Source organism: Sporosarcina jeotgali (genome assembly GCF_033304595.1).
GTDB classification, from domain to species: domain Bacteria; phylum Bacillota; class Bacilli; order Bacillales_A; family Planococcaceae; genus Sporosarcina; species Sporosarcina jeotgali.
In genome coordinates, this window is the sequence record NZ_CP116341.1 from 1,544,762 (window position 1) to 1,567,981 (window position 23,220).

25 protein-coding genes and 1 tRNA gene are annotated in these 23,220 nt (G+C 41.6%); 4 read left to right on the top strand and 22 right to left on the bottom strand.

Annotated elements, in window-relative coordinates; all coding sequences use genetic code 11:
* Positions 1 to 131: 131 nt before the first annotated feature.
* On the top strand, positions 132 to 617 hold the full coding sequence (locus tag PGH26_RS07550; RefSeq protein WP_323693376.1) for a general stress protein: 486 nt from the start codon (positions 132 to 134) through the stop codon (positions 615 to 617).
* A 124-nt stretch (positions 618 to 741) separates the two neighbouring features.
* Positions 742 to 918: a hypothetical protein gene (locus PGH26_RS07555; protein WP_172643578.1), complete on the top strand. Its 177-nt coding sequence runs from the start codon at positions 742 to 744 to the stop codon at positions 916 to 918.
* A gap of 104 nt (positions 919 to 1,022) precedes the next feature.
* Here PGH26_RS07555 and PGH26_RS07560 read toward each other — a convergent pair whose 3' ends face one another.
* The 4 genes from PGH26_RS07560 to PGH26_RS07575 form a co-directional block, all read right to left on the bottom strand.
* Positions 1,023 to 1,577, bottom strand: coding sequence for a DUF420 domain-containing protein (locus PGH26_RS07560; RefSeq protein ID WP_323693377.1), 555 nt, complete (start codon positions 1,575 to 1,577; stop codon positions 1,023 to 1,025).
* 75 nt (positions 1,578 to 1,652) lie between these two features.
* A complete protein-coding gene (locus PGH26_RS07565) occupies positions 1,653 to 2,399 on the bottom strand; it encodes an amino acid ABC transporter ATP-binding protein (protein WP_323693378.1) in 747 nt (248 codons plus the stop codon).
* Between the two features lie 15 nt (positions 2,400 to 2,414).
* Entirely contained in the window at positions 2,415 to 3,074 is a 660-nt protein-coding gene (locus tag PGH26_RS07570; protein WP_323693379.1) for an amino acid ABC transporter permease, read from the bottom strand.
* Positions 3,075 to 3,107: 33 nt separating this feature from the next.
* A complete protein-coding gene (locus PGH26_RS07575; RefSeq protein WP_323693485.1) occupies positions 3,108 to 3,884 on the bottom strand; it encodes an amino acid ABC transporter substrate-binding protein in 777 nt (258 codons plus the stop codon).
* A 168-nt stretch (positions 3,885 to 4,052) separates the two neighbouring features.
* Between PGH26_RS07575 and PGH26_RS07580 the strand changes: the two genes are divergently transcribed.
* Positions 4,053 to 4,415 carry a DUF2500 domain-containing protein gene (locus PGH26_RS07580; protein WP_323693380.1) on the top strand — a complete coding sequence of 121 codons (363 nt, stop codon included), beginning with the start codon at positions 4,053 to 4,055 and terminating at the stop codon, positions 4,413 to 4,415.
* A gap of 39 nt (positions 4,416 to 4,454) precedes the next feature.
* On the opposite strand, the gene PGH26_RS07585 is transcribed toward PGH26_RS07580, so the two are convergent.
* The 3 genes from PGH26_RS07585 to PGH26_RS07595 form a co-directional block, all read right to left on the bottom strand.
* Positions 4,455 to 5,639 (bottom strand): MFS transporter, encoded by a 1,185-nt coding sequence (locus tag PGH26_RS07585; RefSeq protein ID WP_323693381.1) that lies wholly within the window; start codon positions 5,637 to 5,639, stop codon positions 4,455 to 4,457.
* A 16-nt stretch (positions 5,640 to 5,655) separates the two neighbouring features.
* Positions 5,656 to 6,075: a MarR family winged helix-turn-helix transcriptional regulator gene (locus tag PGH26_RS07590; protein ID WP_323693382.1), complete on the bottom strand. Its 420-nt coding sequence runs from the start codon at positions 6,073 to 6,075 to the stop codon at positions 5,656 to 5,658.
* Positions 6,076 to 6,298: 223 nt separating this feature from the next.
* Positions 6,299 to 7,060, bottom strand: a complete 762-nt coding sequence (locus PGH26_RS07595) for a glucose 1-dehydrogenase (RefSeq protein ID WP_323693383.1) — start codon at positions 7,058 to 7,060, stop codon at positions 6,299 to 6,301.
* 155 nt (positions 7,061 to 7,215) lie between these two features.
* Between PGH26_RS07595 and PGH26_RS07600 the strand changes: the two genes are divergently transcribed.
* Positions 7,216 to 7,288 (top strand) — tRNA-Arg (locus PGH26_RS07600).
* A gap of 500 nt (positions 7,289 to 7,788) precedes the next feature.
* Here the strand turns inward: PGH26_RS07600 and PGH26_RS07605 are convergent.
* From PGH26_RS07605 to purC, 15 genes are all read right to left on the bottom strand, one after another.
* Entirely contained in the window at positions 7,789 to 8,274 is a 486-nt protein-coding gene (locus tag PGH26_RS07605) for an immunoglobulin-like domain-containing protein (RefSeq protein WP_323693384.1), read from the bottom strand.
* Positions 8,275 to 8,431: 157 nt separating this feature from the next.
* Positions 8,432 to 9,298 (bottom strand): GNAT family N-acetyltransferase, encoded by an 867-nt coding sequence (locus PGH26_RS07610; RefSeq protein WP_323693385.1) that lies wholly within the window; start codon positions 9,296 to 9,298, stop codon positions 8,432 to 8,434.
* Between the two features lie 695 nt (positions 9,299 to 9,993).
* The gene (locus PGH26_RS07615; protein ID WP_323693386.1) at positions 9,994 to 10,254 is read right to left on the bottom strand and encodes a hypothetical protein; all 261 of its coding nucleotides are present in this window, start codon (positions 10,252 to 10,254) and stop codon (positions 9,994 to 9,996) included.
* Positions 10,255 to 10,341: 87 nt separating this feature from the next.
* A complete protein-coding gene (locus PGH26_RS07620) occupies positions 10,342 to 10,680 on the bottom strand; it encodes a PepSY domain-containing protein (protein WP_323693387.1) in 339 nt (112 codons plus the stop codon).
* 678 nt (positions 10,681 to 11,358) lie between these two features.
* Positions 11,359 to 12,630, bottom strand: a complete 1,272-nt coding sequence (locus PGH26_RS07625) for a RidA family protein (protein WP_323693388.1) — start codon at positions 12,628 to 12,630, stop codon at positions 11,359 to 11,361.
* Positions 12,631 to 13,055: 425 nt separating this feature from the next.
* The gene (locus PGH26_RS07630) at positions 13,056 to 13,307 is read right to left on the bottom strand and encodes a hypothetical protein (RefSeq protein WP_323693389.1); all 252 of its coding nucleotides are present in this window, start codon (positions 13,305 to 13,307) and stop codon (positions 13,056 to 13,058) included.
* An 82-nt stretch (positions 13,308 to 13,389) separates the two neighbouring features.
* Positions 13,390 to 14,661 carry a phosphoribosylamine--glycine ligase gene (gene purD / locus PGH26_RS07635; RefSeq protein WP_323693390.1) on the bottom strand — a complete coding sequence of 424 codons (1,272 nt, stop codon included), beginning with the start codon at positions 14,659 to 14,661 and terminating at the stop codon, positions 13,390 to 13,392.
* Positions 14,662 to 14,712: 51 nt separating this feature from the next.
* A complete protein-coding gene (gene purH / locus PGH26_RS07640; protein WP_323693391.1) occupies positions 14,713 to 16,245 on the bottom strand; it encodes a bifunctional phosphoribosylaminoimidazolecarboxamide formyltransferase/IMP cyclohydrolase in 1,533 nt (510 codons plus the stop codon).
* A 72-nt stretch (positions 16,246 to 16,317) separates the two neighbouring features.
* Positions 16,318 to 16,905, bottom strand: coding sequence for a phosphoribosylglycinamide formyltransferase (purN, locus tag PGH26_RS07645; RefSeq protein ID WP_323693392.1), 588 nt, complete (start codon positions 16,903 to 16,905; stop codon positions 16,318 to 16,320).
* Entirely contained in the window at positions 16,902 to 17,936 is a 1,035-nt protein-coding gene (gene purM / locus PGH26_RS07650; RefSeq protein ID WP_323693393.1) for a phosphoribosylformylglycinamidine cyclo-ligase, read from the bottom strand. The genes purN and purM overlap by 4 nt, the downstream gene beginning before the upstream one ends.
* An 18-nt stretch (positions 17,937 to 17,954) precedes the next feature.
* Positions 17,955 to 19,367, bottom strand: a complete 1,413-nt coding sequence (purF, locus tag PGH26_RS07655; protein ID WP_323693394.1) for an amidophosphoribosyltransferase — start codon at positions 19,365 to 19,367, stop codon at positions 17,955 to 17,957.
* A complete protein-coding gene (purL, locus tag PGH26_RS07660; RefSeq protein ID WP_323693395.1) occupies positions 19,352 to 21,571 on the bottom strand; it encodes a phosphoribosylformylglycinamidine synthase subunit PurL in 2,220 nt (739 codons plus the stop codon). Before purL ends, purF begins: the two co-directional genes overlap by 16 nt.
* Positions 21,555 to 22,241, bottom strand: a complete 687-nt coding sequence (gene purQ, locus PGH26_RS07665) for a phosphoribosylformylglycinamidine synthase subunit PurQ (RefSeq protein WP_323693396.1) — start codon at positions 22,239 to 22,241, stop codon at positions 21,555 to 21,557. Before purQ ends, purL begins: the two co-directional genes overlap by 17 nt.
* Positions 22,238 to 22,492, bottom strand: coding sequence for a phosphoribosylformylglycinamidine synthase subunit PurS (gene purS, locus PGH26_RS07670; protein WP_323693397.1), 255 nt, complete (start codon positions 22,490 to 22,492; stop codon positions 22,238 to 22,240). Before purS ends, purQ begins: the two co-directional genes overlap by 4 nt.
* The gene (gene purC, locus PGH26_RS07675; RefSeq protein WP_323693398.1) at positions 22,485 to 23,204 is read right to left on the bottom strand and encodes a phosphoribosylaminoimidazolesuccinocarboxamide synthase; all 720 of its coding nucleotides are present in this window, start codon (positions 23,202 to 23,204) and stop codon (positions 22,485 to 22,487) included. Before purC ends, purS begins: the two co-directional genes overlap by 8 nt.
* Positions 23,205 to 23,220 lie beyond the last annotated feature (16 nt).

Sequence of the window (23,220 nt, forward strand, 5' to 3'; positions counted from 1 at the left end):
AAACTTCTTCATCTAGATAGAACGTTCAAATTATGAAATGTGGTGATTGAAAAGGTTTCAGAAAGTACGGCACGGGTATTCTCAAACTAGCAACGAATTCTATCAGTAAAAATTCCAGGAGGCGGTTCAACATGGTAAAACGACAAGTAGTAGGTTACTATAACAGTGAAAATGATGCGATTTTAGCAATTGAGGATTTAAAGCGACAAGGCTATTCTTCAGATGAAATTTCAGTGATTAGTAAAGAACGCGAACAAGTCGATACAGTGGTTGAAGAAACTGGAACGCACGCTACAGATGGCGCAGCTACAGGTGCAGCAACGGGCGGTGTATTAGGAGGTCTGGGCGGTGTTCTTGCGGGCATTGGAGCTCTTGCTATTCCAGGAATTGGACCGATTATTGCTGCAGGACCGATTGTTGCAGGAATTACCGGAGCAGCTGCAGGTGCAGGAGTCGGCGGTTTAGCTGGCGCACTTATCGGCATGGGAATTCCTGAAGAAGAAGCACGCCAGTACAACACACATTTCGATGAAGGTAAAATTTTAGTACTTGTGGATGGAGATTATCCGCGCAGAGCTGATCATGATTTAGACGAGTACAATCGTACGATTTTATAAACCAGAAACAGTAGTCCCCTTTTCCGTTAATTCGGTTAAGGGGTTTTTGTATGGATATCGAAAAACAGACGGATGCGTGATATACTATAGCAATGGCATGGAAAGAACGGAGGCGGAATGGAATATGCAATATAACCAGCAGAAGATGGCGCAGCTTGTGAAAAAGGAGCCTGAACTATCTACACGGTTGACTCAGATTATGAAAGAGCATGAGCTGGAGCGGGCTTTCGCGTTGAAGGCGTTGTATCACGCGGAAGTGAAGGATAGCGGACGGTTTATGAAGCCCTATCAGGAGTTGTAAGATGAAAAAGCACGGATACCCATTATTAACGGGGTGTCCGTGCTTTTTCGACTATAGATAGCAGATGGTGTTGCTGATGATGGTCTATTCCTTTAAACGATAACTTAGTAATAAGGAGAAATGAGGAGATAGACTAAAACGCCGGTGAAACTGACGTAGAGCCAGATCGGCATGGTGAAGCGGACAATTTTACGGTGGCGTTCGATTTCTCCGTTCCATGCACGGGCTACGCTAGTTAATGCCAGCGGTACAATTGCTGCTGCTAGAATAATGTGCGTAATAAGAATGAAGAAGTAGAATCCTTTCATGAATCCGCTGCCGCCGAATGGTGTTGATTCCGCTAAGAAGTGATACATGACATAGGTGATCAAGAAGAAGAACGTTGTCACGAATGCAGCGTATATGAATCCTTTATGTACCTTGATATTGCGTTTTTTAATGGCAATCAATGCGCCTACTAAAAATAGAAAGGTAAATGTGTTGAAGATGGCATTGAGCATTGGAAGAATTGTAATATCAAATGCATCAAAGTTTTTAGCACCGGGAATTCCTGAAAGGATCCCGATTGCACCGATTAGTATGACCGATACAATGATGATGAACGGCTTGTAATTGCGTTTTTTTATAGGCGTTTCAATTGTAGAAGACGCGTTTTTCAACGTTACCACTCCATTGCTAGTAAATTGTCGTACCTTTCCAGTTTATCATACGAGGAAAGGCCGAGCCACTTCACATCAGCTCAAAGTGCGCGCTAAGAACGCTTTTGTCCGATCATGTGTCGGAATTGTTAACATCTCTGCTGGTACACCTTCTTCGATAATCTGACCATCCGCCATGAATAACGCTTTTGTTGCAACATCTTTCGCAAACGACATTTCGTGAGTAACAACAATCATCGTCATATTCTCTTCTGCCAGCTTTTTCATAACTTCGAGCACTTCCCCGGTCAATTCTGGATCGAGTGCGGATGTTGGTTCATCGAACAAAAGAATTTCTGGTTCCATCATTAGTGCACGAGCAATCGCAACGCGTTGCTTTTGTCCGCCAGACAAATTCGCCGGATACGCATCGACTTTATCCGCAAGGCCGACTTTAGCCAGAAGTTCTGTAATTCTTCCAGTGAGTTTTTCTATGGGTTCACCCTTAACCAGTTTCGGAGCGAGCGCCAAGTTCTGTTTCACTGTTAAGTGCGGGAACAGGTTGAAGTGCTGAAACACCATTCCAATACGCCTGCCAATCTTACGGATATCGGCAGTGCTCGCATAGACACCGTCATGTACAAGCGGTTCCCCGTCTATTCGGATTGTTCCGCCTTCAATTTCTTCTAGATGAGCGAGACTTCTAAGCATTGTACTTTTACCGGAACCCGAGGGCCCGATGACAGCTACTACTTCGTTTTTCTCAACCTGGAATGTTATCTGTTTCAAGACTTCAATATTCCCAAATGATTTTTTCATATCGACTACGTCAATCAATGCCATTGTTATTCACCTTCCTCATACATAATGGAATCGTCGTTCCAGCCACTTGAACACGAGTGTCAATACTGCGGTAATCAGCAGATAGATAATACCCGCCATTACGAATGGAACGATTGTAAAGTCCCGGTTAACTGCAGTCTGCGCAAAGTGCAGCAATTCTGGTACAGCCACTGCATACAATAGTGCCGTATCTTTCACGAGTGTCACCGATTCGTTTGCAAGAGCTGGAAGCGCAATTCGAATCATTTGAGGAATGACTATTCGAGTTGTTGTCTGCCATTTGTTCAGTCCAAGGACTTGAGCAGCTTCATATTGACCCTTATCAATAGAAAGTAACCCGCCGCGGAAAATTTCTGCGAAATACGCAGCATAATTCAGGACGAAAGCCAGTGCAGCCGCTGCGAAGCGATCCATGACGAGGTATTCCCCGATAACCGGGATGAGCGGCAATCCGAATACGAAGAACAGCAATTGCAGCAAGAGCGGCGTTCCGCGCATGAGATAAATATATGTGTTCGCCAGCCACGACAGCGGTTTGAACTTGCTGTTAACCGCAAGTGTCAGCAAGAACCCCAGCGGAATTGAAGCAACAATTGCAATCACAAACAACAGAATCGTTGCACGCGCCCCTTCAAGCATTGGTTTTAAAATCGATACTAAATAATCTGGTGACATGAAGACCCCTCCAACCTAACTAGAAACCGTGACTTACTTTAAAACTTTGTTTTCTCCAAACCATGTTTCGGAAATTTGTGCTGCTGTTCCATCTTCGTTCATTGTATCCAGCGCATCTTGCAGTTTTTTCAATAAATCGTCGTTCCCTTTTTTCACACCGACACCATATTCTTCTGGAGCGAGTGTTTCGTCAAGTACTTTAAACGTACCGTCTTCTTTAGACATGTAATAGTCGATTACGACTTCATCGATAATGACTGCTTCCACTCGCTTGCTTTTTAAATCAGAAAGTGCCAATACATTATCTGCAAATTCGGTTTTGTTCTTCACTTTATCAGCAATTGGATTGGCTTCCAGCGCATCAGCTGCTGAAGACAACGCTTGAAGTCCCACTGTTTTACCTTCAAGATCTGCTAAGTCCTTAATGTTCGAATCTTTTAGAACAGCAACTACTTGTGCGTTACTTAAATAGGGTTTTGTAAATAGAACTTTCTTTTTACGATCGTCTGTAATCGTATACCCGTTCCAGATAAGATCGATTCGTCCGCTTGCCAATTCTGTTTCTTTCGCTTTCCAATCGATTGGCTGGAATTTCGCTTTCATACCCATGTGCTTTGCAGCAGCTTTTGCATAGTCGATGTCAAACCCAGTAAGCTCATTGGCTTCATCTCGGAATCCCATAGGAGCGAATTTATCATCAACCCCGATAACTAACTCCTTTTCACCATTTGCAGCTTCTTTAGAATTACCGCATCCCGCTAAAAGTGCAATGACACCAATACTTGCTAACGCAAGTTTCAACTTTTTCATCTTCATATCAGTTTCCTCCGCTTCACTGCTTTAGTCCGTTAAAGTATTAATAGAATATCATATAATTTTAAGAATGCAAAGCAATATCTATTAAAAAATAGATTCTTTTTTTGAAACCGTTTGCATGGGAACTCGTATATACTAAAGAAACAGGAAGGCGGTTTGAGTATGGATCCTTTTGATGATTCTTCCTTTGGTGGAGTCCCGCCCTTTTTCGCAGTTATCTTTTGTATTGTCGTGGGAGTTATTCTGTTCACAATAATTAAAGGAACAGCAGAATGGGGTAAAAACAACAACTCCCCTCAGATCACCGTTGCTGCTCATGTGAAAACGAAACGCACCAAAACGTCTGGCGGAACTGGTGATACAGGTGCAACCACCTCCTACTATGTGACGTTTGAATATGAAAGCGGTGACCGGCAGGAGTTTAAAATGAGCGGTAAACAGTACGGAATGTTAGCTGAGGGAGACATTGGCAAGTTAAGTTTTCAAGGTACTCGTTTTCTTGGATTTGAACGGGTTCTTTCTTAAAAAAACGGCTCTCCGTCTGCTGGAGAACCGTTTTTTTATTTATTGAATAACCGGACGCTTTTTACGTCCAATTAACAAGTAAAGAATAAGCGCTACTACAACCAAACCTGCGAGGATCATATATAAATCTCGATACCCATAAGCAGTTGCTATGTTACCTAAGAAGTATGGACCTAATCCAAAACCGAAGTCTAAGAAGATGTAAAACGTAGACGTTGCGATTCCGATTCGTTTAATTGGTACACCGATGAGTGCAATGGCCTGGGCACACGATTGGAAGTTCCCGAAACCGAGTCCAATAATGGCACCTGCAACAAGCAGGATAAGACCAGTATGTGATTGACTCAATAGTAATAAACCGCCTGCAAACAAAACTAAGGATGGTACGACAACGAACGTTCCCCCTTTGCGGTCAAGCAGCTTCCCTGAAAACGGACGGGAAACTAAAATGGCAAGTGCGTAAATCAAGAAGAAGAAGCTGGCCGCACCGACAAGATTTGCTTCTTTTGCATAAAATGACAGAAACGACAAAACTCCTGAATATCCGATACCTGCAAGTAATGTGATTACCGCAATCGGCAATGCAGATTTTTCGATGTAATTCGCTAGCCCTTTAGGTGCTTCTTTTGTTTCGACAACTTCCTGCGGTGCTTCTTCCGGACGTTTATCGACAAAGAAGAACATTGCCAAGCCAATAATACCAAGTACTAAACTGAATATGAAAATCCATGTGAAATCTGTGTGCTGACTTAAGTAAATCCCGAAGAACGGGCCGATTGCAGTTGCAAGAACGGTACTCAAACTGAAATACCCGATTCCCTCACCTCGTCTGGATGGCGGAATAATTTGCGCAATGACAGTCCCCGTTGCGGTTGAGGCAATTCCGAGTCCAAGTCCGTGTATAAAGCGGACGATTAAAAGAACGGGCAGTGAGTGTGCGATGAAATATAATGCAACCCCTACAACAGATAGAATCAGACCAAAGAACAAGATCCTTCTGCTGCCGATACTTTCAATAACACGGCCCGTAGCCAGACGAGCTAATAACGTACCAATAATGAATATACCTGAAACCAGCCCTGCCATACTTGCAGAGGCTCCGTACTCTTCAACTGCAAATGGAGCAATGGTTACCATTAACATATACATGACGAGCATTAAGAAAAAGTTAATGATTGAAATAAAGATAAAGTCCTTTGTCCATAAGTTTTGTTTCTTTTCCATATAAAGACCCTCTCCATTAGTTCGTTAAATTTTGATATGCGTGATCTAGCACCTGTTTTGCAGCGTGTATCTCTTGCTCAGGAATACCAGCTAAAATTTGTTCATAAACCGGAAGCAGTTTTTCTTGAATTTTTTTCGTGATCTGCTGACCTTCACTTGACAAACTCAATAACTTCTCACGCTTATCTTGCCCTTGAGTTACATCAAGATACCCCATTTCATGGAGTCGTTTCACTACTTTTGTAACAGATGGTTTTTCCATCATCTGTTCTTCAGCAATTTCTGCGGAAGTCATCTCACCTTTTCGTGACAACAAGCTCAGGATTGTCCATTGCGCGTTATACAAATCGTAATGCAGCAACAGCTTATTTAGCTGATTCACCACAGGTCGATACAGTTTGACATAGCTCCTGAAGAACTGATGTTCAATATGCATTGTCTCGCCTCACTTCAAGTTTTAAATGATTAGTTAGCCTATCTAACTATTTAAGTATACGCCTTTATTTTTTGTTTGTAAACGTTGAGGATTCAAAAATTCAACGTATATACACAACAATATATGTTGAACTTTTCGAGTTTTAGAATATTACCTTTTAGGTTAATTAAAACAAAAAACGACCACCCTTAATAGGAAGTCGTTTGTTGTAACTAGATAGATCTTAGTAGGAAGACCAGCCGTTGTCTGCCTGCATAATCACACCGTTTACGTAAGAAGATTCGTCTGATGCTAAGAATAGAGCGATGTTCGCGATTTCTTCTTTCGTACCTGGACGGCTTAATTGGCTAACACCTTTCATCGCTTGTTCCATGCCATGCTTGTCTGGCTGCACTAAGTTGTTTGTGATATTCGTCGGAACGGTTGCTGGTGCAATCGCGTTACAGCGGATATTCAAATGAGCGTAATGAGATGCTACGTTTTTCGTCATCCCGGCAACTGCGTGTTTAGAAGCTGTGTATGCAAGTCCGCCGCGCCCGCCTGTAAGTGCAGAAATGGAAGCCATATTGACAATTACGCCGCCTTGTTTTTCTTCAAAAATGGATAGCGCCTTACGTGTTGCTCGCATGACTCCTGTTGTATTAATCGCCAATACTTTGTCCCACACATCATCAGTGATCGTTCCAGCTGAATACATGTTGTCCATAATTCCGGCGTTATTCACTAGAATGTCAAGTGTGCCGAACGTTTCAACAGCTGTATCGATCATGCGCTGTACGTCTTCTTCAGCAGTAACATTTGTCTTTACTGCAAGTGCTTCCCCGCCTGCAGCTTTAATCGTTTGAACGGTTTCTTCCGCACCTTCCATATTCATATCTGCGATGACCACTTTTGCTCCTTCACGTGCATACAGTTCTGCAATCTCGCGTCCTAGCCCGGAACCTGCACCTGTGACAACTGCTACCTTGTTTTCTAATCGTTTCAAAAAAATCTCCTCCTAAAAGTATGTAGTACCTTCATAATCTCAGTATACGCTTTAATGCTAAACTATTGAAATAATTTGATAGGAATGATTGATAAACATGGAATGGTTGCCGATATGGAAATTTTGCCGTATACTAATATAGTTAAATCCCAAATGTCTCAGTAGCTCAGGGGATAGAGCAACAGCCTCCTAAGCTGTGGGTCGCAGGTTCGATTCCTGCCTGGGACGTATTGAATAACGCTATATCATTAAAGTCGGGTATTTCTTCATCAAATACACTGGCAAATTGATATAGCGTTTTTGTTTGATCAAATTCATTGTTTTATCAATCAAAAACAGATCCTAGTGCAGTCACATACAGAATTCCAAACGTCCAGTGATGATAGGCAGCCCATTTCATTGCACTCATTTCTTCCGGCCTGGTTCCATTCTTTCTTAGTTTGTAACGCAGTATTCACGCAACTGGCAGAGCCGCGAAAGTGAGAATAGATGACCATGACAGCGCATAGTAATTACAACTTTAAGTATTGCGTGAACTCTGTATGTCTATACATCTGTTTTCTCAATAGATAGTTTCCATTTATCAAGATCTTAAGCGTTCATGAAATCAAAATCCCGCCTGCACAAGCAATTCCAAGCCATACATGTATGTTTAAAACTGCTTGATATAGATATGGATACATACGTTTATATAAGAAATATAAAACATACGAAGACCTATTCATTCATTAAAGATCTCCAGTTTCTATAGTGAAGGGAACGGCTAAGGTGACTTCATAATAAGGTGCTTGCGGTTTTTGAAATATCTTAACGAGCCGATATTCGCCAGGAACCAAACGGACTCCGAGGATTTCTGTTTTAAAAGTTTGTTCCACAGTGTCTCCCGCCGGCAGCAATTTTCCTAGGTTCGTAAATTTAGGATTTTCAAGAAAAACACTGTCAGAGTGGGTCATTATATACCACTGGTTTTCTTTCCACACCTCTATGTGATAATACTCGCCATACTCAAAGCTAATCTCACTTTGGTTCTTCAGTGTAGTTTTAAATTCAGGCGCGGTGTCAGCATAATGATCTTGCAAAATAGAAAGTGTCAGGCCAGCCTGGGTATCAGATAGCTGCTGATCGGGTGTTGGATCGATAAGCGTTGGAATACCAGCTTCTTTACTGCAAGCAGTTAGAAACAATAAGAGTGTGAGCAATAACGTATATTTCATAGAATTACCCCCTATCTTCATTTTACTTAACATAAATAATCGATTCCTTGACGTACATCAAGATTTTAAAATAAAAAAAGTCCTTTTTGGATTTTAGTATCCGGAAGGACTTTCTGCAGTAATAACCTATATAGTTTTTAGAATTCAAGTGGAAGTCTCAGAAATGTTTTGTCATGAAAACTTGAGACAATGAAGTTTTCTCAAATCCACTTTCCAATAAAGATGAAACTACTCGGCCATCCCCTTTTAAGAAATTATAAGTTGTGCGGTTGATAGATTGGTCATATTCTAACGCATACGCAAGGAGTTTGTTGAGAGCATCTTCATTCCCGTTTTCTTTCACCTGATATAAAGTAATGCTTTCCGCGTTAATGCCAAATACACATTGTTTTCGGATTATACAAGCTCCCTGTACTACGCCATTTTTTGAAATCATCACAGCTTCTCCGCCTATTTTTGACGTGTATTGAGCATCCGTTTGCCAGGGAACAATCTGTGGAAATAGATCGGATCCAATGGATTGTTCAGCAGGAATTCTGGAAATTTCATAACCCCCAAGGTCTGGTAACGAACTATTTAAAATCGTATCTGCACGTAAAAAGAGTAAATCGTCTTCTACTATGTAACCGCTGCGTTCATATAAAGATATAGCTGCTAAATTTTCAGACAAAGATTCTAAAGTTGCGACAGTTACTTTTTGTTTCTTTATTAGTTTTTCAGCTTCCGCCATCATGGAAGCGCCCAATTTTTTCCCCCTGTATTCAGGAATAATCCCTGTTCCGCCATTCCATGAAATCATTTGATCATTCACTTCTCTAACCCCTTGGAGCACAAAGCCGATCGGTTCTGATCCATCATATGCAACGATGGATAATGCCGGTGATAATCCAGCATTCCCAAAACGACTAACGAATGTATCAAACGATAAATGCATCGGCACTAAATAGCCTTCAAATCCTCGATTAAATAAGACATGCGCGTCTTCAAAGCTTAATGAAGACATCAATTTATATGAAATGTTCATGCTTACCCCTCACTCTTCCAAAAAAATTAAAAAAGAAACGTGAATGTTAACAAACACGATCGTTTTTTGCGATGATGCTCGTATTGACAAACTCCCGTTCAAAAATTGTACTCTAAAATTGCCCCTCGTACTCATCAGGAACGATTATTATTAAATTATACCTCTTTGATTTTTTCTTCAACTTATAACTTATCGTGTAATTTTGATTGACTTCCAGTAAAGCCCATATACTAAGATCTTCTATATAAACTTTCTTGTCGTTGGAAAGTACGATCCATCGTTCACTAGTATTTTTATCTTTGTTAATTATTTCAATGTTTTCAGTGGTGCTTTCAAGAACCGGATCGTAAATAGAAAACCGTAATAAAAGAAATAACCCCATTAAACACATGAGGGACAGTACTATGATTTTGCTTTTCATACGTTTCTCCTTTGAAATAGATAATAGTTCTTCTAAGAGAATTGCATTCGTTAGGTGAGGAATATGTAAGTTGAAGCTGAAAGTACGAGTACTGATGCAATAAATGAAATAAAAGCATGTTTCTCTCGCTGCAGCTTCAATTCATATAAAGCACCGACTAATGTCATAAGCCTTACAAGTAACAACATATAAGGAGAAAAACTTTTTAGACCTTTTATAAAAGCCCAAATTACATTCAAAACTATAAAATAGAAAAAAAGGATTCTAATGATTCTCACCTTAAAACCTTCCGAGATGATTGTTCTAAATAAAAATAGAAGACTAGCTTTTCAGAAATAAGAGTTCCGATTACATGACGCACTTTGCTATTATTAAAAATCAAATCGTTATATTTGTCGTCTTCCAAATATGTCTGAAACCAATTTTCTTTCATTAAAAAAGAAAGATTCTTATCAATTTCCTCTTCTGTAATCTCCTTTAAAAAAGAAAGGATCATTATACTAATATTACCAATCAATTCAATTATGGATTGCATGAAACAGCCCCCGTATCTTTAGCAGCTATTGGTGTATTCATAAAATCTTACCCGATTCCTGAAAAGGGAAGAGTAAAACTGAAATCATTAATTCAGCAAGCCGTATATTTCAATAAGTTTGCCCGTATATGCATCCATAACAACTGTTTGCTCTGTGCCCTCATTTCTTATCGTGATTTCCCATTTCATTTTATTCGTTAAGTTACTCCAAAAATTCCTCTTTTGAGTTAGCGATACATCAATGTTTTCTAATGGAGTGTCACTCCAATCATAGTCTGCAAATGAATTTCCCCATTCTTTTGGCGGGTTTTGCAAATGCTTTTCAGCACGATTTATCGCTTCCCCAGTACTCATAATTGGCAACTGATAGGAGTATGAAACAAACATCGCAATAATAATAACTAAACCAGCTAACAATTTTTTCAAGTGCTCACGCTCCTCCAGTGATGTAAAACTTTACAGGGTTATCAATTGCCCGTTCCGTTACAGGCACAATCGTTATTCGTTTAGCTGTCACTTAATCCATTCGCATCATTTTTACTTTAATGTCGATTTTGCTATTAATTTTTTCATCAACATAAATATCGATCAGTAAGAGATCGAATTGAATATCTACTATATTATACCAAACTTCGATTGAATTGTCAGAATTTATTTGAATGAAAGATTGAATACCCAGGTTAACAAAACTTGCTTGTGAAACGAGATTCTAACCAACTAACAATGACAAAAAATTACTGTCAGCAAACAATGCTTCCCCTAGAAATGCGTTTCATAATGAATGAATCTCAGCGTTTTGAAGGTACATCATACGAGATTGCACAGTGTCCTAAATCAGTTCTTCACAATGATTTCTGAACATCCACTCTCTTAAAACTAGAATGGGACCATTTCTGAACATCACCTTTTAGCTTTGTAACAAAATGATCCTTTAAAAGTATTCAATCAGTTAGATTCGCAGCAACCCAGTTGCTTGTCGAGAAAGAACACAAAAAAACATCGAGATTTCAGCCATTATTGGCTCATATCTCAATGTTTTTGGTGAATAGGATCGGTACATTCGCATTCTGCACTGAAAAGAAACTTCGATCGCACAATTGCTTGTTATGCTTTTGGAGGTGTTCCTTCTGCGTTGCCTGCAACTGCATCCATTTGGATCAAAGCATCATTCGGTAAAGCTGATACGCCAACTGTTCTGCGTGCAGGCACTCCGCCTGGGAAGAACGTTTTGTAAACTTCGTCCACTGCATCCAGGTCTGCAATATTTTTAACGAAGATATTTACTTTCACTACATCTTCCAAAACGTGGTCGATGCTTTCAACAATTGCTTTAATATTATTCAAGCACTGTTCGGCTTGCTCTTTTATACCGCCAGCTACCAATTCACCCGTTTTTGGATCCAACGGCAATTGAGCTGAAAGGTGATTGTAATGAGAGAATGCTACAGTTTGAGTAGATAAAGAGCTCTTTGGTGCATTTTCTGTGTTGTTTGCCCAAATAACGATTCCATGTCTGTCTTCAATCGCTTGCGGAGGTGTGCCATCACCGTGTGATACCACTGCTTCAACTTGTACTAAAGCCCCCATAGGTAAAGCTGCGGCTTCAACTGTTGTACGTGCAGGTACATATGCTACAGCTCTAGCGATAGCTGAATCTGGGAAAAATGTATTATAAACTTCGTTTACAGCTTCAGTATCCGAGAGGTTTTTAAGGAAAATATTGATTTTAACAATATCGTCAAGTGGAACGTCGATGCTTTCTAAAATCGCCTTGACATTTTTCAAGCATTGTCCAGCTTGCTCTTTTGCACCGCCTGTTACCAATCTGCCCGTTTTCGGGTCGATTGGCAATTGAGCTGAAAGATTATTGTAATGAGAGAACGACACGGTTTGTGTTGACAATGCACAGGTTGGAGCATTTGCCGTGTTATTTGTAAGCTTAATAAGATCGCCTGCTTGAGGAACATTAGGAATTGTCCCTTCGCCGTGTGTAACTAGTGCTTCAACTTGTACCAAAGCATCCATAGGCAAAGCGGCAACTGCAACTGTAGTCCGTGAAGGGACATAAGTTGGGAAGAATGTTTTATAAACTTCGTCTACAGCGTCAACGTCTTGAATATCCTTCACGAATACAGTAATTCTAACAATATCGCTCATGACATGGTCGATGCTGGTTACAATTGCCTTGATATTATTGAAGCACTGTTCAGCTTGTTCCCTTATACCACCTGCAACCAATTTACCAGTTTTGGGTTCAATCGGCAGTTGAGCGGATAGGTTATTGTAATGAGAGAAAGCTGCAGTTTGTGAATATAATCCGTTACCGCTTGGTGCGTTTTCGGTATTCTTTGCTGATACTGCATTGTAATTTGTCATTAAAATATTCCCCTTTAATATGATTTTTATATACATATTTAGTAACTCATGTTTCAAACCTCAAAAAAGGCTATATTGCAAGTTCTCTTTACTGAAGAGTTCCATTGCAATAATGAGTATTCAATCTTCGTACATATCTCCGTTAGAGCCTCTAATTCTGTATATAAAATTACCTTACCACGGAAATTTCAATAATCTATAAGTTTACGAAATTGCAAGACTTTTGAAACTGATTTTAATGTTTTTAAGTTATAACATGCGATGCGTGAAATATAAGTACACGTTTCATCTCGACAATGACAGCATAATTAAACAGCAAAAAAGCACAGGTTTGATTTCTGTGCTTTTAAAATTCATATTTAAATTCGGTCGTTAAGGATTTTTTACCTCGTATCATTTTCGAAGCGGCATACGCTGTTATCCCATTAATGGATTTGCTTATTTTTAATATATTCCATGCCATTCGCCGTTATTGCTAATACTAGATTATCCGATTCTCCCCCAGTATCCACGGCGTATTCCTTTTCAATAAGATATTCAATAGCTAATTTGCTATTGACGTCAGCACTTAGCATAGCTTTTGGAAGAGTGTAGCTTTCTCCGTTATAAGCAAAATGATAATCATAAAGACTTTGCAACAGCATATCCGATAGTTTGTTTACGTCTTCATTTGTCATAAGTAATCCCTCCTGAATTTTACATTTCGATATAAGAGAGATGAAATCCTCTAATTAAATAGTACAATGCTGTGATAGAATCTCAAGAAAAATCATATTGAATAGCCTGATGCCCAATATCATTTCTCCAAAATACCCCATCCTTGTGAATCTTCTCTAACTCTTTATACACCAACGCTTTCGCAGCAAGAAGATCCTTTCCTTTCGCAGTTGCCAGCAAGACTCGGCCGCCATTCGTCACATAGTCCCCGTTTTCATTCTTCGAAGTACCAGCGTGAACAATATCTACATCCGAACTAATCGTATTCAACCCGACTAGCGGAGTTCCTTTACTATATTCCCCTGGATACCCTTCAGCTGCGACGACAACTCCAATTACAGAGGCATCATCCCATTCGAGTTCGTATGGCTCAGCACCGAGAACAGCGAGCAGGGTTTCAACCAAATCATTTTTTAATCGCGGCAATACGACTTGTGTTTCGGGATCACCGAACCTCGCATTAAATTCAATTACTTTCGGTCCTTTCACAGTTGCGATGACACCTGCATAGAGAACGCCAGTAAAAGAATGATCCTCTGCTACTAATGCGTACGCAGCAGGCTCCAAGATCAGTTCGATGGCGTCAGCAATAACTCTTTGAGAAATTTGCGGAACTGGAGAATAAGCGCCCATTCCTCCTGTATTCGGGCCGGTGTCTCCGTTAAATGCCCGTTTATGGTCTTGAGCAATCACCATCGGATAGACATTCTTGCCATTCACAAAAGCCATTAATGAGAACTCTTCCCCTTCTAGGAATTCTTCCATAATCACAGATGCTGAAGCTTCCCCGAATTTTTCCTGTACAAGCATTTCTAGGAGCGCTTCAACTGCCTCTCCTTTCGTGTGGGCAACGACAACACCTTTTCCAGCTGCAAGTCCATCAGCTTTAATCACAATCGGAACCCCGACTTTATTTAAATGGTTCATTGCAGATTCAAAATCTGTAAAAGTTTCAAAGGCAGCTGTTGGAATTCGATACGTCTTCATGAGTTCTTTTGCAAATGTCTTACTTCCTTCGATAATGGCAGCTTGTCTGTCAGGGCCGAATATACACAGTCCTGCTGCTTTGAATTCGTCCACAATGCCATTGACCAAAGGGGTTTCAGGACCAACAATTGTTAATGAAACATTATTTTCTTTAGCGAATGCAATGAGATCGCAGTGATTTTCTTCTGAAATTGAAACGAGTTCAGCCACATCTTCCATCCCTGGATTGCCGGGTGCAACAAATACAGTTTCGACACGGTTACTCATCGAACATTTCTTCGCCAGCGCATGCTCGCGACCGCCTCTGCCAATCACTAATACGTTCATGGAATCACCTCTAAGTTTAGTAGAAATATGTAATGAGACCTCTCAAAGAACTTAGTGTTTAAAGTGTCGGAAGCCTGTAAATACCATTGCGATATCGTATTCATCGGCTTTTTTAATCGAATCCTCATCACGGACAGATCCGCCTGGCTGAATAATCGCAGTAATCCCAGCTTTCGCTGCAGCTTCGACTGTATCATCCATCGGGAAAAATGCATCGGATGCAAGTGCAGCACCAGCTGCCTTCTCACCTGCTTGCGCGAGCGCGATGTTTGCTGCACCGACGCGGTTCATCTGTCCTGCGCCAATCCCATAGGTCATCTGTTCCCCGCTAACGACAATCGCATTAGACTTCACGTGTTTCACAACTTTCCACCCTAATTTCAATGCCGCCCATTCTTTTTCAGAAGGCTCGCGTTTAGTAGGAATTGAGAGTGCTGCCTGATCGAAACCATCTGTATCTAAATCCTGAATCAGTAATCCGCCTTGGATCGAAGTAGTCTTTTTCTCTTTTTTCAGTTCTCCTTCAAAATCGACAGTCAGCAGGCGAATATTCTTCTTAGCCGTTAAAACTTCTAATGCATCCTTCGTAAATGATGGTGCAATGATGATTTCTAAAAAAATTTCTTTTAGCAGTGCTGCTGTTTCTGCATCTACTTCACGATTCAATGCGATGATTCCGCCGAAAATCGATGTCGAGTCTGCTTCGTAAGCCTTTCTGAATGCTTCAGCAAGTGTTTCACCGACTCCCACCCCGCATGGATTCATATGCTTCACTGCAACTGCCGCGGGCTGATCAAAGTCACGGACGATGAGCAGTGCTGCGTCTGCATCATTAATATTGTTGTAAGATAGCTCTTTGCCATGTAACTGAGTAGCATAGGCTACAGAAAATGTTGAGCCTAACGGTTTCTGGTAAAATGAAGCTCGTTGATGAGGGTTTTCTCCGTATCGAAGTGATTGTTTTAAGTTATAAGTCAGCGTTACGCTTTCAGGGTTTTCTTCTTCTGCAAGTTTTGTCATATACTCAGAAATAGCTGCATCGTAGGCAGCTGTATGACGGAATACCTTTGCCGCAAGCTGGCGTTTTTTCTGCCCAGAAACTTCACCGTTTTCTGAAAGCTGAGCGAGTAAGATGTCATAATCTGACGGATCTACAACGACTGTTACGAATTCGTGGTTTTTTGCAGCAGAACGCAGCATTGTCGGGCCGCCAATGTCGATGTTTTCAATCGCTTCATCAGGAGTGACGTCAGGTTTTGAAATGGTATGCTGAAATGGATATAAATTGACGCAAACTAAATCGATCGGCTGAATATGATGCTCTGCTAATTGTGCGAGGTGTGCGTCATCATTTCTTTTGGCTAATAATCCGCCATGAACATTCGGATGCAGTGTTTTCACTCTGCCGTCCATAATTTCAGGGAATTTCGTGATTTCCTCAATCCCAATCACTTCTATTCCTTTTTCAGCCAGCGTTTTCTTTGTCCCTCCAGTAGATACAAGTTCATAACCTGCCTCTCTTAAGCCTTTCGCAAACTCAACAATCCCTGTTTTATCTGACACACTAAGCAATGCACGTTTCATCCGAATTTTCCTCCCTGTATATGCGCGATTGTGTTATCTATCCCTTACTGATTCAATGACTTTCCATGAAAATTACGGAGCAGCATTCGTTGTTTCCTTGGTGAACAGCTCCTGGAGTACTTTGGGGTAGCAGATATGCTCTGCTTGTTGAATTCGTTTTTGTACATCAACTATTGAATCATTTGCATGTATCTGAACTTTGGTTTGAGCAATAATTGGACCTGTATCCATACCTGCATCGACATAATGTATAGTCAAACCAGTTACTTGAACACCGGCATTCATTGCTTGCCCGATAGCATCTTTCCCTGGAAAAGCCGGCAATAAGGATGGATGGATATTAACAATTGACGCTGGATATTCCTGCAGAATTGGAGATCCAATCAGTCGCATATATCCAGCCAGCACAATGAATTCAATGCCTCGTAATCTGAGCTGCTGCACAATTTCCTTTTCAAATGCTGTTTTGTCAGCGAAATCTTTAGGAGACAGGCAACAGCTGTCAATCATTGCTTTTTGAGCTCTTTGCAAAACAGCCGCAGATGGTTGATCACAAACTAACAATCGGATATCGGCATCCAGCGTGCCAGCGTTAACTGCATCCACTATTGCTTGGAAGTTGCTGCCGCTCCCTGAAGCGAATACGGCAATTCTTTTCATGATTCACCTATGAACGTGACACCGGATTGATTGACAACTTTCCCGATTCGATAGGCTTGTTCGCCATGCCTTTCAAAAAAAGCAACGAGTTCATCGGCTGATGCCTCATTCACTGCAAGCGCCATTCCAATCCCCATATTAAAAATATTGTACATATCCTCTCGAGGGATATTCCCAGTCTCTTCTATTAGACGGAATATAGGATGGATTTCCCAAGAACCAGACTGGATTTCCACTCCTAAATCTCCTGGCATCATTCTAGGGAGGTTTTCAATGAATCCGCCACCCGTGATATGGGCCATTCCTTTAATTTCAAACTCTTTCAATGCAGCTAAAATTGACTTTACGTAAATCTTCGTAGGCTTTAAGAGTTCTTCTCCCAATTTACAGCCGAGTTCAGGCATGAATTCAGAGAGGTCCAGTTCTGCATCTTCTAACAAAATTTTGCGCACTAGTGAATAACCGTTACTGTGAATGCCGCTTGAAGCCAGTCCGATCATGCAATCGCCTGCTTGAATGTTTTTACCAGTAATCAAATCTTTTTTCTCACATGCACCTACTGTAAAACCTGCTAAGTCATACTCTTCTTCATTGTATAGTCCGGGCATTTCTGCTGTTTCACCGCCGATTAATGCGCATCCTGCTTGGCCACAACCATCCGAGACTCCTTTTACGATACTTTCAATTTTTTCAGGTGCTGCTTTCCCGCAGGCAATGTAGTCTAAAAAATACAGAGGTTCTGCACCTTGTACGATAATATCGTTCACACACATAGCAACACAGTCGATGCCGATACTCTCATGCTGATCCAACATCATCGCAAGTAAAAGCTTCGTTCCTACTCCATCTGTACCTGAAACAAGTACCGGTTCACGTAAGTTTAGCTGGGATAAATCAAACATTCCGCCGAATCCGCCAAGTCCGCTCAGTACTTGCGGCCGCATCGTTTTCTGTACATGTTTTTTCATGCGAGAGACAGCTTCGTATCCTGCTTCAATGTCTACTCCCGCCGATTTGTATGCATTTGACATGGATTAGGTCTCCTTCACTCAGCATTTTATGAAATCTATTTCTTGATCGGAATAGATTTCAGTAGGATACTTTCCGTTAAAGCACGCGAGACACTGCCCTCGGTTTTCCCCTTCAAACGGTCTTCCTATCGCTTCGACTGTGCCCTCAACACTTAAAAATGTGAGAGAGTCCGCTCCAATAAGTTCACGGATTTCTTCAACAGATTTTTTAGCGGCAATCAACTCATCTTTATCGGAAGTGTCAATCCCGTAAAAACATGGATTTTTAATAGGTGGCGAGCTGATGAGGACATGGACTTCTGTCGCGCCCGCCTCTTTCAACATTTGCACGATCCTCTTGCTGGTCGTGCCGCGGACAATCGAATCGTCCACCATGACAACTCTTTTTCCTTCAACAACCCCGCGAACAGGAGACAGTTTCATTTTCACACCTTGTTCTCTTAACGATTGAGAAGGCTGAATGAATGTCCGTCCGACATAACGATTTTTCAGTAAGCCCATTTCGTATGGTATGCCGCTTGCTTCCGCATATCCGATTGCTGCGGAATTGCCGGAGTCAGGAACACCTGTCACAACATCCGCTTCAATTAATTTTTCAACAGCGAGCTGCTTGCCAAGATTTTTGCGTGCTGTATGAACATTAATGCTATCAATGTTGCTATCAGGACGAGAAAAGTATACATACTCCATCGTACACATGGAACGTTGTTTGCAAGCGGCGAACCGTTCACTCGTGATTCCCTCATCATTAATAATCAGCAGTTCTCCTGGTTCAATATCCCGGAGAAAATCCGCTCCTACAATATCCAGCGCACACGTTTCGGATGCAACAACATAAGCGTCACCAAGCAGCCCAAGGGATAAAGGTCTGAGTCCGTTCGGATCCATTGCAACGAACAGTTCAGATTCCGTCATGATTAAGTACGCATAAGCACCTTGCAGTGTGTTCAGTCCAGTTTTGATACGTTCTTTCAACTCTGAAGAACCGCCTTTTCGAATCAAATGTGCGAGAACTTCGGTATCTGATGTACTATGAAAAATACTGCCTTGTGCTTCCAGCTGCGATTTCAACTGATCCGCATTCAAGATGTTTCCATTGTGAGCCATCGCCATTGATTCATTTTGAAAGTTAAATAACAGTGGCTGGACGTTTTCGTACCCTCCTCCGCCCGCCGTTGTATAGCGGACGTGGCCAATTGCTGCATTTCCAGACAACGTCTGCATTTTCTCTGCAGTGAGGACTTCCGTTACTAATCCTTCACCTTTTTCACTGAACAGCTTTCCGTCTTTCGCTAAAACCATCCCTGTTCCTTCTTGCCCCCGATGCTGCAGGCTGTGCAATCCGTAATAGGTTACTTGCGCAGCATCCGGGTGTCCCCAGATGCCAAACAAGCCACACTCCTCATTTAATCCCTTTAGTTCAGCAAGCATGGAATCGCACCTTTCCAAGCCTGCTCTAATGTTGGAACACTTGTCTCGATCAACAGTCCGTCTTGCTCATGGGAAATGGTCAAGTGATTATTATTCGTGACCGTCCCAATACACCTGGCATCCTGAACAATTCTTTCAAAAACATCTCGTTGTTCAGGGGCAACCGATACAACAAATCTGGATTGTGTTTCACTGAATAATTCCGTAACTGCTTCCATGTGAACAATAATACGAGCGCCCAAATTTGTTCCAAAAAGTGATTCTGACAATGCTACTGCCAGACCGCCTTCTGAGAGATCGTGAGCCGAAGCGACACATCCCTTTTGGATGGCTCTTAACAGCTGTTGCTGGCGCAGCTTTTCCAATTCCAAGTTAATAGAAGGAGATTTACCGAAGATTTTTCCTTCCGTCATTTTTTGTAACTCACTGCCCCCGAATTCTGTTTTCGCATCCCCGATAACATAAATCAGATCGCCTGAATTTTTGAACTCCTGCGTTGTAATATGAGTGAGATCTTTTATAAGACCTACCATTCCAATAACAGGTGTCGGATAAATCGCTTCACCATTTGTTTCATTATAGAGAGATACGTTGCCTCCAATAACTGGCGTACTCAAAACTTTGCACGCTTCACTAATTCCATCTGCCGCTTTCTCGATTTGCCAGAAAATCTCCGGCTTTTCAGGATTACCAAAGTTCAAATTGTCCGTAACCGCTAATGGTTCTGCTCCTGAACATACGATATTGCGAGCAGCTTCAGCCACAGCAATTTTCCCTCCAACTTCTGGATCCAGGTGAAGATAACGGGCATTACAATCTGTGGTCATGGCTAACGCCTTGTTCGTTTCGCGAATTCGTACAACAGCCGCGTCGGAACCTGGAGGGACAACTGTATTCGTCCTCACCATAGTATCGAACTGATTATAAACCCACTCTTTACTTGCAATTGTGGGCTGTGAAAGCAAACCAACTAAAGTTTCCTTGTAGTCATCAACCATGGGCGCAACGTTTTCCATTCCTTTAAAGTCTCGGAAATATTGTGGTTCAGTAGAGGGTTTGTAGTAAACGGGTGCTTCTTCTACCAATGCATCCACTGGAACGTTTGCAACAACTTCACCTTTATGAGTAAGTTTCAGCATCTTCTCTTCTGTAACAAAACCGACAGCTACTGCCTCAAGATCATATTTCGAAAATAGAGTTGCAATTTCTTGTTCGCTTCCCTTTTTAACGACAATAAGCATTCTCTCTTGAGATTCTGATAGCATCATTTCATAAGCAGTCATTCCGGGTTCACGCTGAGGTACCAGGTCAAGATTCATCTCAATTCCCATCCCTGCTTTACAAGCCATCTCCGCAGACGAACTTGTAAGACCTGCTGCCCCCATATCCTGGATCCCAACAAGTGCTTCATGCTGAATCAGCTCAAGGCAAGCTTCCATTAGCAGTTTTTCTAAGAAAGGATCTCCAACTTGAACTGCCGGACGATTTCCTTCAGACGAATCCGTCAATTCTTCCGATGCAAAAGTGGCTCCATGAATGCCATCACGACCTGTTTTCGCTCCAACATGCATGACACTATTGCCGGCTCCGCGGGCTTGACCTTTTTGAATATCTTCATGATTGATCAACCCGACGCACATGGCATTGACTAATGGATTCCCCTCGTAAGAAGGATCGAATTGAATTTCGCCGCCGACTGTCGGAATGCCGATACAATTCCCGTAACCGCCAATTCCTGCAACTACTTCTTTAAACAAGTACTTCACACGAGCACTTTCCAATTCACCGAAACGAAGGGAGTTCAATAGTGCGATAGGCCGGGCACCCATTGAAAACACATCACGGATAATCCCGCCGACTCCAGTTGCTGCACCTTGATAGGGTTCAATTGCAGATGGGTGATTGTGACTCTCGATTTTGAAAACGACGGCTTGCCCATCACCAATGTCAACAATTCCTGCACCTTCCCCCGGTCCTTGAAGCACGTGTTCCCCCGAAGTTGGGAATTTTTTTAATATAGGCTTGGAATTTTTATAGGAACAGTGCTCTGACCACATGACGGAAAACAAACCTGTTTCGGTATAATTAGGTGTGCGTCCTAGCATATTTTCAACCATTGCAAACTCTTCGTCTGTCAGACCCATAGCTGCATATTCACGCTGTGATTTAATCATTTCCGGACTTGGCTCAAGCAGTAACGACATAACTTTCCCTCCAATTTCTTACGATTGATTGAAATAGCTTTAATCCGTCTTCACTTCCAAGTAACTTGTCGACAGCACGTTCCGGATGAGGCATCATCCCTAATACGTTTCCGTTTTCATTTACAATTCCCGCGATATTCTCTAAACTGCCATTTGGATTATTCATATGATACGTAAATGCAATTTGATTGTTTTCCTTTAATCGTAAAAACGTCTCTTCGTCGCAATAGTAATTGCCTTCACCGTGAGCAATTGGGAGAGTAATCGTTTCGCCGTTTTCGTAGCCGGTCGTAAACGTCGTCGTATTGTTCTCTACTTTCAGCTGTGTCTGTTTACAAATGAATGCCAAATCACGGTTTTTCCGCATCGCTCCCGGTAATAATCCAGCTTCCAACAAAATCTGGAAACCATTACATACACCTAGTATGGGAACGCCTGAGTCAGCGGCTTTTACTACTTCCGCCATTACTGACGAGAATCGAGCAATCGCGCCTGTGCGGAGATAATCTCCATAGGAGAAACCACCTGGCAAGAGAATTGCGTCAAAGCCCTCTAAGCTATCCGCTGTATGAGGGACGTATTCCACTTCTTCACCTAATTCGTCCTGAATGGCATGAAACATATCGATATCACAGTTAGATCCCGGAAAGACAATCACAGCAAATTTCACAGCGCGACTACCTCCTCGATGTCGTAGCGATAATCTTCAATCACTGTATTGGCTAAAAGACGTTCACACATTTCCTTAACTGCTTCATCGATGTTTTGATCAGTCTTTTCGATTGTCAGCTCCATGTATTTACCAATCCGGACGTCACGGACGGCCTCAAACGCCATACTGTGTAAAGCAGACTCCACGGCTGTACCTTGGGGATCCAGAACATTTTCTCTTAACGTGATAAATACCTTTACTTTATACATATTGACGCCCTCCCAGTTTTGAATAGATTGTTTGATAACCATTCACTAAATTCCCTAGATTCCTGCGAAATATATCCTTATCGAGCTTTTCTTCTGTTTCAGCGTCCCACAATCGGCACGTATCCGGTGAAATTTCATCTGCCAAAATAATCTCACCATCAGCAAGTTTTCCAAACTCTAACTTAAAGTCTATTAAACGAACTCCTATTTCAGCAAAAAGGCTTGATAAAACTGTATTTACATCCAAGGCTTTTTGTTTCAAGAGTTGAACTTCTTCTTCAGTTGCGAGGTCTAATTCTTGAATATGTGCTTCGGTTAACAAAGGATCACCAAGCGCATCATCTTTATAATAAAATTCAACGATTGGCTGCTTTAACGGCTGACCTTCTTCTGCTCCAAGACGTTTGGACAGGCTTCCAGCCACTATATTGCGGGTTACCACTTCAAGAGGAATGATCGTGACTTTCTTGATGAGTTGCTCGGTATCGGAAATCTGTTTAATAAAATGACTTGGAATTCCAGCCTCATGAAGCTTTAAAAATAGCAGGCTAGTAATGCCGTTCGTCAATACACCTTTACCAGCGATTTCTTCCTTTTTCTCACCATTCAATGCTGTTGCAAAATCCTTGTATTCTGCCCATACAACGTTCTGATCATCTGTTGCATAAATTCTTTTGGCCTTTCCTTCATATAGCAGTTCACGCTTTTCCATCTGAAGAACCTCCGCA